The sequence below is a fragment of the Halorubrum sp. SD612 genome (assembly GCF_002135005.1).
The window spans coordinates 1-9332 of sequence record NZ_NEWI01000111.1 but is presented as its reverse complement, the minus strand read 5'-3'; the positions used below and the strand labels follow the sequence as shown (position 1 = coordinate 9332).

General features: G+C 66.0%; 8 protein-coding genes. 2 read left to right on the top strand and 6 right to left on the bottom strand.

Features of this window, described 5'->3' with window-relative positions; translation table 11 throughout:
* Positions 1 to 272: 272 nt before the first annotated feature.
* From B9G38_RS12165 to B9G38_RS12155, 3 genes are all read right to left on the bottom strand, one after another.
* Positions 273 to 560, bottom strand: a complete 288-nt coding sequence (locus B9G38_RS12165; RefSeq protein WP_086220540.1) for a hypothetical protein — start codon at positions 558 to 560, stop codon at positions 273 to 275.
* Positions 561 to 685: 125 nt separating this feature from the next.
* Positions 686 to 1570, bottom strand: a complete 885-nt coding sequence (locus tag B9G38_RS12160) for a fumarylacetoacetate hydrolase family protein (protein WP_086220539.1) — start codon at positions 1568 to 1570, stop codon at positions 686 to 688.
* Between the two features lie 43 nt (positions 1571 to 1613).
* Complete coding sequence (locus B9G38_RS12155) at positions 1614 to 2969, bottom strand: amidohydrolase family protein (RefSeq protein ID WP_086220538.1); 1356 nt, start codon at positions 2967 to 2969, stop codon at positions 1614 to 1616.
* Between the two features lie 350 nt (positions 2970 to 3319).
* Between B9G38_RS12155 and B9G38_RS12150 the strand changes: the two genes are divergently transcribed.
* The gene (locus B9G38_RS12150; protein ID WP_086220537.1) at positions 3320 to 3991 is read left to right on the top strand and encodes a TetR/AcrR family transcriptional regulator; all 672 of its coding nucleotides are present in this window, start codon (positions 3320 to 3322) and stop codon (positions 3989 to 3991) included.
* Positions 3992 to 4107: 116 nt separating this feature from the next.
* Here B9G38_RS12150 and B9G38_RS12145 read toward each other — a convergent pair whose 3' ends face one another.
* From B9G38_RS12145 to B9G38_RS12135, 3 genes are read right to left on the bottom strand one after another with little or no spacing between them, the layout of a single operon-like run.
* A complete protein-coding gene (locus tag B9G38_RS12145) occupies positions 4108 to 4512 on the bottom strand; it encodes a Zn-ribbon domain-containing OB-fold protein (protein WP_086220536.1) in 405 nt (134 codons plus the stop codon).
* On the bottom strand, positions 4509 to 5708 hold the full coding sequence (locus B9G38_RS12140) for an acetyl-CoA acyltransferase (RefSeq protein ID WP_086220535.1): 1200 nt from the start codon (positions 5706 to 5708) through the stop codon (positions 4509 to 4511). Before B9G38_RS12140 ends, B9G38_RS12145 begins: the two co-directional genes overlap by 4 nt.
* On the bottom strand, positions 5708 to 7057 hold the full coding sequence (locus tag B9G38_RS12135) for a CaiB/BaiF CoA-transferase family protein (RefSeq protein ID WP_198945680.1): 1350 nt from the start codon (positions 7055 to 7057) through the stop codon (positions 5708 to 5710). The genes B9G38_RS12140 and B9G38_RS12135 overlap by 1 nt, the downstream gene beginning before the upstream one ends.
* Before the next feature lie 954 nt (positions 7058 to 8011).
* Here B9G38_RS12135 and B9G38_RS12130 point away from each other — a divergent pair.
* Positions 8012 to 9332 (top strand): Cdc6/Cdc18 family protein (locus B9G38_RS12130; RefSeq protein ID WP_086220534.1); only part of this gene is annotated, 1321 nt, incomplete at its 3' end.

Genomic DNA, 9332 nt, shown 5'->3' with positions numbered 1-9332 from the left:
GCCGTAGGCGACGCAAGCACCGGAATGAGGGAGCGAGCGGAGTGAGCGACCGAGTGAGGAGCGCAGCGAGCGTACGGCAGCCTCGCGACTGGGGCTTTGGAGGTACTCACCGCCGATCCGTAGTCAACTATTTATAAACGAGCGACTGGGCTGTGGAGGTACTCACCGCCGATCTGTAATCAGCTATTTATAAATGAACGGCCGGAGCTGTAGAGAAATTCATCATACGGGCTCCGTTGAGATTCTCGGCAGAGAAACCGTTCCGGTTTCGGTCAGTCGATGCCACCTAAAAAATCGGTCACCGCAGGAAGTACCGTTCCGAGAAGAGTCAGACAGGCGGCACCGACCAACGCCAGAAGGGCGAGAGGCGAGGCAGTGAACTCCGCTGGGTCGGTTCGGAGCGATTCGTAGCCGGCGACGGCGAGCATTCCAACCCCACCGATCGCCATGAGCAGTATCGGGATACTGCGTTCGCCAGCGACGACCGAGGCCACCGCTGGCCCTCCTATCGAGGTTCCGATTACGGCGAATGAGCCGGTGTAGAGGTACAGATCTTCCATCGTCGATATGACGACACCAGAACACTTGTAGGTTGGTTAGCGATATGCGAGCGCGTCCGGAGAATGCGATTTCGACGAAGCCGCCACGGCGGCGATTATTTATAAACTCTGACGATCCGAGAGTTCTACTCGGTCTCGAACGAGTTCGTGAGCTCGCCGACGCCCTCGACGCCGATAGTGACCGAATCGCCGTCGCCGAGCAGCACCGGCGGCTCGCGGTAGACGCCGACGCCGGGCGGCGTGCCGGTGAACACCAGATCGCCGGGTTCGAGCGTGAACGCCCGACTACAGAAGGAGATCAGTTCGTCGACGCCGAAGATCAGGTTCTCGGTCGAGGACTCCTGCAGGCGCTCGCCGTTGATCTCGGCGAATATGTCGAGGTCGTGGGGGTCGCCCACCTCGTCGGTCGTGACGAGGTCGGGGCCGGTCGGGGCGAAGGTGTCGAGGCTCTTCCCGCGGACCCACTGGCCGTCGCCGTGCTGGAGGTCGCGCGCGGAGACGTCGTTGCCGACGGTGAAGCCGGCGACGTGGTCCATCGCCTCGTCCGGGTCGACGCGGCGCGCGCGCTCGCCGATGACGGCGACGAGTTCGGCCTCGTAGTCGACCTTCTCGGTGTACTCGGGATCCCAGCGCACCGCGTCGTCGGGGCCGACGACGGACGTGGGGAACTTCGAGAAGAGGACGGGTTCGTCGGGTATCTCGTTGTCGCCCTCCTCGGCGTGGTCGCGGTAGTTCAGCCCGACGCAGACGACCTTCCGCGGGTCGTCGACGGGGGCGGCGCGCTCGAGGTCCGCGGGGTCGCGGACGCCGACCCCGGTCGACTCGGCGTACTCGACCGCGAGGTCGACCTTCCGGCGCCACTCCCAGTCGGCGAGGAGGTCGCTGGTTCGGCTCGGGACGTGGATCCCGGCGGCGGCGCCGGCCTCGGCGAGGTCGACGACGCCGTCGTCGGTCGGGACGCCGGCCCACGGTGTCTGTGCGTTCGTCGTTCGGTATTGTCCGATTCGCATGTGAAGTGAGTGAAGTGGGGTGAGAGGGAGGTGAGGCGACGCGTTACAGGTCGATCCCGGCCTCGTCGAGGAGGCGCTCGCCGGAGGCGACGAACCGGTCGAACTCCTCGTCGACCTTCGGGTTCGTCAGCTCGCCGTCGCGCTTGACGACCTCGCCGTCGACGAGGACGGTGTCGATGTGCGAGGGGTCGGCCTGGAACACGACGGTCTGGATCGGCGAGTGCGACGGCGCCGTCATGAAGTCGTCGGCGTCGAATAAGACGAGGTCGGCGCGCTTGCCGGGGGTGATCGTCCCGATCTCGTCGTCGAGGCCGAGCGCCTTCGCGCCCTCGATGGTGGCCATTTCGAGGGTGTCGCGCGCGGAGACGCTGACCTCGGTGACCTCCTCGTCGCCTTCGAGGATCTTCTGGTTGTCGAACATGCGCTGGAGCTGCATCCCGATCCGCATCTGGCTCCCCATGTCGCCGCTGACGTTCGAGCAGACGTCGACGCCCCACGTCGGGCGGCCGCCGGCTTCGAGCACCTTCCCGGTGACGGGGATGCCGTGGCCCATCTGCATCTCGACCTCGGGCGTCGAGGAGAAGGAGACCCCCTGCTCGACGGCGTGGTCGACGTCCTCCTGCGAGAAGTGGTTCCCGTGGGCGACGTTGACGTCGGGGCCGAGCATGTCCTCGATACAGCCGAAGCCCTGGTAGTCGCCGCCGTACTCCGAGGACGGCCACAGCGCGGCGCCCATGTGGATCGTCGAGAGGACGCCGAGGTCGCGGGCGAGTTCGAGGTCTTCGCGGGCGGTCTCCTCGGTACAGAAGTCGGGGCCGCGGAGCCCGAGCGCGAGGCTGAGCCGGTCGTCGTCGCGGATCTTCTCCTCGCGGAGCGCGCGGATCTTCTCTTCGGGGAGCCCGACGTCGCTCTCGAACCACCACTTCGCCGCGTCGTCGCCCGGCGGACCGTAGGTGTACACCGCGCGCAGGCCGGCGTCCTTGAGCGCGTCGACGGCGCGCTCGCCGTGTTCGAGCGTGTTGGGGTACGACCAGTCGAGCGCCGTCGTGGTCCCGGTGTGGAGCTTCTCGAACGCGCCGAAGAGGCCGCCGAGGTACATGTCCTCCGGCTGATACAGCCCGGTGATGTTGCCGAGCATGTCGTCGAAGTACTCGCCCATGAGCGACCAGTCGCCCGCGATACCGCGTACCTGCGTCTGCGCGAGGTGGATGTGCGAGTCGACGAAGCCGGGGACGACGATCTTCCCGGCGGCGTCGATCTCCTCGGCGTTCGACGCCGACAGCCCGGTACCGACGTCGACGATTTCCCCGTCTTCGATCAGGACGTCGGCCTCGTCGAACTCCCCCACGTCCGGGTCGAGCGAGACCACGGTCCCGTTTCGCACGATCGTCTGTGTCATGTTCGATAATAGGGTTTGACCAAGAGGTTAAAAGTTTACCGGGCAGTAAATCCGAGTCGGACGCAGAAACGGAGTGATCGGAAGCGCAGGGATCGGGAACGGAGCGATCGGAAGCGGAGGGATCGGAAACGGAGTGATCGGAAGCGGAGGGATCGGAAACGGAGTGATCGGAAGCGCAGGGATCGGGAACGGAGCGATCGGAAGCGGAGGGATCGGAAGCGGAGCGATCGGGAACAGAGCGATCGGGAACAGAGCGATCGGGAACAGAGCGATCGGAAACGGAGCGATCGGAAACGGAGCGATCGGAAACGGAGCAATCGTATTATGTACCTCACACCTAGAGTGTGGGTATGAGCGAGTCACAGGGCGGATCGGCGAACGAGTCCGCCGAGTCCCCGGGCGAAAACGTCGACGACGGCGGCGAGACGGTGTCCTCCAAGGACACGAAGGAGGTGATCATGGAGGCGACGTTCCGCGCGCTGAGCAAGCACGGGTACAAGGACCTCCGGATGCGCGACATCGGCGAGGAGATGGATCTGACGCGGCAGGTGATCCACTACCACTTCGACGGGAAGTACGACCTGATGTCCTCGTTCCTCGAACACATCATCGACCAGTACGAGGGTAGCGTGGTCGTCGAGGGCGACGCGGACCCGCGGACCGAGCTACGCGCTCGCGTCGACCAGTGTCTGTTCGGTCCCGAGTTCGATGAGTTCAGCCACTGGGACCGGATGAAGGTGTACCACGAGCTGTACACGCACGCGCAAAACGACGGCGAGCACCGCGAGCTGTTCAACGAGCACTACGAGCGCATTCGCGGCAGCATCGTCGAGGTCGTCGAGGAAGGGATAGAGGAGGGGGTCTTCCGCGACGTCGACGCGGAGCGCATGGGGCAGCTGGTGACCGACGTCATCCACGCCGCGCGCGGGCGGCGGATCTCGCTCGGGCACGAGGACGCGCCCGAGGAGGCCCGGAAGGCGATGGACGAGTTCATCTTCGAGTCGCTGGAACGCACCGAGTAGTCGGCGGTCGATTTTTCCGCGGAGCGTTTCCCGGCGAAGTCAATTTCTCGTCGAAGTCAGCTTTCCGGCGAAGTCAGTTTCACGTCAAAATCGGGCGTCGCTGTCAGGTGTCGCTGTCAGGCGTCGTCGACCGCGACGAGCCGCGGGTCGGTCCCCTCGCGGCTCTCTCGGAGTCGGTAGGACCCGTCGAAGCGGACGCGATCGCCGGGAGCGAGGTCGCCGTCGGCGGCCTGCGCGATCAGTTGAACGTCGCCGAACCGAACTAACGCGAGGCGGTTCGGCGCGCGGACGTCCGGCGGGGTGGTCTCGACCGCGGTCGTCGCGACGACCGCCCCCGTTTCGAGTGGAGCCGTCGAGGCGTCGGCCGACGGGCGGCCGCACTCCGGGCAGCGGCGACGGTCGTAGTACCAGCGGTGGCCGCAGTCGTCGCAGACGAAGGCGCGGTCCGCGGAGAGGTCGCGGTCTGTCGGTCGGTGGGAGGCCGTATCGCCGGGAACGCGGTCGGAGTCGGAGCCGGTCACGCGCGCAACACCGTACAGACGCTGTTGTTGCCGAAACCGGCGACGTTGATCGCGAAGCCCGTCTCCGCGCCGTCGACGCGACGGCTCGGGGGGAGGTCTCCCCGGAGCTGCCACACGAGTTCGACGATCTGCGAGAGGCCCGTCGCGCCGAGCGGATGCCCGCGCGCCTTGAGTCCGCCGCCGGGGTTGACCGGCAGCTCGCCGTCGAGCGCGGTGTCGCCGTCGAGCGTCGCCTCCCACGCGGTCCCGGTCTCGTAGAAGCCGAGCTCTTCGAGTTCGATCAGTTCGAGGACGGTGAACGCGTCGTGGATACAGGCGACGTCGACGTCGGCCGGGCGGGCCCCGGCGCGGTCGAAGACGCGCTCGCCCGCGGTCCGGACGGAGTCGATGGAGAGGGGGTCCGGTCGCTCGGCGACGGCGTGGGTGCCGGTCGCGCTCGCGATACCGGCGACGCGTGGCGCGGGCGGGCGATCGGTGTCGGCGGTGGCGGCGTCGTCGTCGGCGTCGGCTGCCCGCGACAGGACCACCGCGGCGGCGCCGTCCGACATCGGACAGCAGTCGTACAGGCGAAGCGGGGCGGCGACGACCGGGGAGTCGAGCGCGTCCTCGACGCCGAGCGACTTCCGGAACTGCGCGACGGGGTTGTCGACCGCGTTACCGTGGTTCTTCGCGGCGACCGCGGCGAGCGCCTCGCGGGGCGCGTCGTGGCGGTCGAGGTAGGCGCCGGCGGCGAGGCCGCCGAAGGAGGGGAGCGTGAGCCCCTGCGCGTACTCGCGGCGGTGGACGAGCCGGCTGATCGCCTCCGTGACGTCGCGCGTGTCGCCCGCGGACATCTTCTCGGCGCCGACGACGAGCGCGGTCTCCGCGTCGCCGCCGCGAAGGGCCTCGACGCCGCGGTGGAACGCGCTCGCGCCGGTCGCGCTCGTGTTCTCGATCCGGTCGGCGGAGGCGCCGTCGAGGCCGAGCGCGGCCGCGAGCGCGTTCGCGAGCCCCGCGCTCTCGTCTAACGCCTCGGCGAGGGCGTTGCCGAAGTGGAGCGCGTCGACGTCGGCGGGGTCGACCGCGGCGTCCGCGAGGGCCTCCTCGGCGGCCGTGGCGGCGAGGTCGGTGAGCGAACGGCCGGAGTCGCTCTCGAACGGAGTCATTCCGACGCCGGCGACGCGGACGTCGGTGGAGTCGGTCGGGTTCGGCGCCATCAGTCGTCGGCGTTCGCGTCGCCGTCCGCGTCGTCCGGGTCGTCGCCGAACACGCCCAGTTCTGCGAGGCGGTCGATCTCGGCCTCCGAGTAGCCGCGCTCGCGGAACACCTCGCGGTTGTGCTCGCCGAGCAGCGGCGGTGGCAGCTCGAAGCCGCTCTCGGCGTTGCGGAACTTGAGCGGGTGTTCGATCACGGGCACCTCGCCGAGTTCGGGGTGTTCGATCTCGGTGACGGTACCGCGGGCCTCTATCTGCGGACTGTTGAGCGCCTCCTCGACGCTGTACACCGGTCCGGCGGGGACGCCGGCGTCCTCGGCGATGACCTCGATCCACTCGTCGGTCGTCTTGTCGGCGAGGGTGGCCTCGATCTCGGCTTCGAGCTCGTCTAAGTGTTCCACGCGGTCCGCGTTCTGCTCGAACCGGTCGTCCGCGGGCAGGTCGGGTCGGTCGAGCGCCTCGCAGAGCTCGCCCCAGAGCTTCTCGTTGAGGATACAGATGTTGATGAACCCGTCCTTCGTCTCGAACGTCTGGTACGGGGCGAGGACGGGGTCTTTCGTCCCCATCCGCTTCGTCTCCTCGCCCGCGAACACCATCCCGGCCTGCTTGGTGAGCCACGGCAGAGTGGCTTCGAGCATGCCGAGGTCGATGTACTCGCCCTCGCCGGTCCGCTCGCGGCGGTAGAGGGCCGTGGTCGCGCCGAAGGCGGCCCACATAGCGGTGATGAGATCGGTCATCGGGAGGCCGACCTTGACCGGCTGTCGGTCCGCCTCGCCGGTGACGCTCATGATCCCGCTCATTCCCTGGATGAGGAGGTCGTACCCGGAGCGCTCGCGCCACGGGCCGGTCTGCCCGAACGCGGAGATAGCGAGGTAGATCAGGTCTTCGTTGTGCTCTGTCAGGGTGTCGTAGTCGACGTCGAGCCGCTCGGCGGTCCCCGGGCGGAAGTTCTGGATGAAGATGTCCGCCTCCTCGACGAGCTCGTACAGGGCCTCCTTGGCGTCGTCGTTCTTCAGGTCGAGTTCGAGGCTCTTCTTCCCGTAGCTCAGGCTCCAGTAGTACGGCGACTCGCCCTTGATGAACGGCGGACCGGAATGGCGGACTGCGTCGCCGTAGCCGGGTTGTTCGATCTTGACGACCTCCGCGCCCTGGTTCGCCAGCATCGCCGAGCAGAAGCCTCCGGTGACGAACGTCGAGAGATCGAGGACCGTGACGCCTTCCAGGATCTTTCCGCCGCTCGCAGAGGCGCGAGTCTCGGTGTCGCTAGCGTCGGTGTTGCTAGCGTCGGTGTTGCTAGCGTCGGTGTCGCTAGCGTCGGTGTCGCTAGCGTCGGTGTCACTAGGGCTGGTCATCGGACCACCTTCTCTGACGTGAGGAGCCGTCTCATGGTACACGTACGGTTTGTTTACCGGGTGGTAAAACTATCGGCGTCGACCGTGACGTTCGCCGGAGAGTTACCTGCGGAACGGGGTTGCTCGTCGGTCTCGGTAGGGTCATCTACCCGAAACGCTGGAGGAGTTGCCCGGAACGCCGGAGAAGTTACTCGAAACGTCGAAGGGACTGGTAGCCCCCCACCCCTTCGTTTCGGGTGGAACTGCGTGGTCGGCTGGGGCGGTTGGCGGATATCTGAGGTCGGGTTTGGTGTGCTCAGATAATTCTATGCTTTAGACGGATTAAAATAAATCCACAACAACAAATATGATCTGTGAAGGATTGTCGAGGGTACTGTTCTAAATATAATATAATAAAACCACCGGATATTAATTCGAGTCTCGCAACCCCCTCCCCACCCTGATCACCGTTCCACCCGAAACGAAGGGGTGTGGGGGTATCACCGATCCCGTCGATACGATGGGACGACGAACGGCGGGACCGGACTAATGAGACGCTAACGGACAGTTAAACTACCAGTACGGTTACGCGTAGCACACGTACGACACGGAAGATTTCGGGTCGACCACGGCGGCGGCTGTGGCCCGATAGGACGACTGTACCCGATGCCTCGTCGAAATGTCGAAAAAGCGGTCGGGATGTTCCATCGGGCTCGCCCCGATCGACTCGAGCTTTCGACAGATCTACCGACCACGTCGGCCGGCGTATCCTATCGCGGCGACGGCCCTACACCCCGCTAAAGGGGGCCGTTTCAACTCCAGAGAGGAACACTTTTGTACCGTCTCTTCATCTGGTTCGACTGTATCAACTGGACGTGGTCGCCCGCAGCTCCGACCACACATCCGCATTTCCGACCGGAGACGCCGTCTGAAGCGACTTACGCGGCTGTCTCCACCTGAAACAAGGGGGTTCACATGGACGAAGGCGATCACACATCGCGGGGCGACGGCGGTATCGACCCGGACGACGGCGACGAATCGGACCATAGCAGCGACTCCGACGGTACCCCACCGAGTCGGTCTCCGACCTCACCCACCGACGACCCCGAGAGCGGAGGCTCCGACAGCGAAGACTTCGATGGTGACGATCCGGAAGCCGAGGACTCCGTTGTCGAGAGTGCCGACGTCGGTGAATCGGACTCCGACACGGCCGCTCTTTCGACCGGCGCTCGACCTGAAACGGCGGGGATCGACAACGGCGGTCGCGATCGGTCGTCGCCCGACGTCGACTTCGACGGCGTCGTCCTCGACGACGACGAGGATAATCAGGGGCTGTTCGACGACCTCCTCTCGGGCGAGCCGATATTCGAGAACAAGGAAGTCCTTCGGCCCTCGTACACGCCCCACGAACTCCCGCACCGAAACGACCAGATCAACCGGATGGCGACGATCCTCGTCTCCGCGCTCCGCGGCGAGACCCCCTCGAACATCCTCATCTACGGGAAGACTGGGACCGGCAAGACCGCCTCGGCGAAGTTCGTCTCACAGGAACTCGAATCCACCTCCCAGAAGTACGACGTGCCCTGCGAGGTCGAATACATCAACTGCGAGGTGACCGACACCCAGTACCGGGTCCTCGCCCAGCTCGCGAACACCTTCATCGAGGAGAACCAAGCGGTCATCGCGGATCGACTCGACCGTCTCGAAGCCCTCCGGGAGGACGCGACGGACGCCGCGGAAACCGCAGGCCGCGACGTTGCCGCCTCCCTCGCTGACACCGAGTTCGACTCGGTCGACGAGCTCGACGACCGAATCGAGGCCCTCGAATCCGACGCCGAAGAGATGGAGGAGGTGCCGATGACGGGGTGGCCCACCGACCGCGTCTACTCGACGTTCTTCGAGGCAGTCGACTACCACGAGCGCGTGGTCGTGATCATGCTCGACGAGATCGACAAGCTCGTCGAGAAGAGCGGCGACGACACGCTGTATAACCTCTCGCGGATGAACTCCGAGCTCGACCGCTCGCGCATCTCGATCATGGGGATCTCCAACGACCTGAAGTTCACCGACTTCCTCGACCCCCGCGTCAAGTCGAGCCTCGGCGAGGAGGAGATCGTCTTCCCGCCGTACGACGCCAACCAGCTCCGCGACATCCTCCAGCACCGAGCCGATACCGCGTTCAAACCCGACGCCCTCACCGACGACGTGATCCCCCTCTGCGCCGCGTTCGCCGCTCAGGAACACGGCGACGCGCGGCGCGCGCGCGACCTCCTCCGTACCCGCGGCGAACTCGCCG

Bases quoted from the DNA above. Each gene is read 5' to 3' on its own strand.
- B9G38_RS12165 (WP_086220540.1), bottom strand. From the start codon at position 560: ATGGAAGATCTGTACCTCTACACCGGCTCATTCGCCGTAATCGGAACC.
- B9G38_RS12160 (WP_086220539.1), bottom strand. From the start codon at position 1,570: ATGCGAATCGGACAATACCGAACGACGAACGCACAGACACCGTGGGCC.
- B9G38_RS12155 (WP_086220538.1), bottom strand. From the start codon at position 2,969: ATGACACAGACGATCGTGCGAAACGGGACCGTGGTCTCGCTCGACCCG.
- B9G38_RS12150 (WP_086220537.1), top strand. From the start codon at position 3,320: ATGAGCGAGTCACAGGGCGGATCGGCGAACGAGTCCGCCGAGTCCCCG.
- B9G38_RS12140 (WP_086220535.1), bottom strand. From the start codon at position 5,708: ATGGCGCCGAACCCGACCGACTCCACCGACGTCCGCGTCGCCGGCGTC.
- B9G38_RS12135 (WP_198945680.1), bottom strand. From the start codon at position 7,057: ATGACCAGCCCTAGTGACACCGACGCTAGCGACACCGACGCTAGCGAC.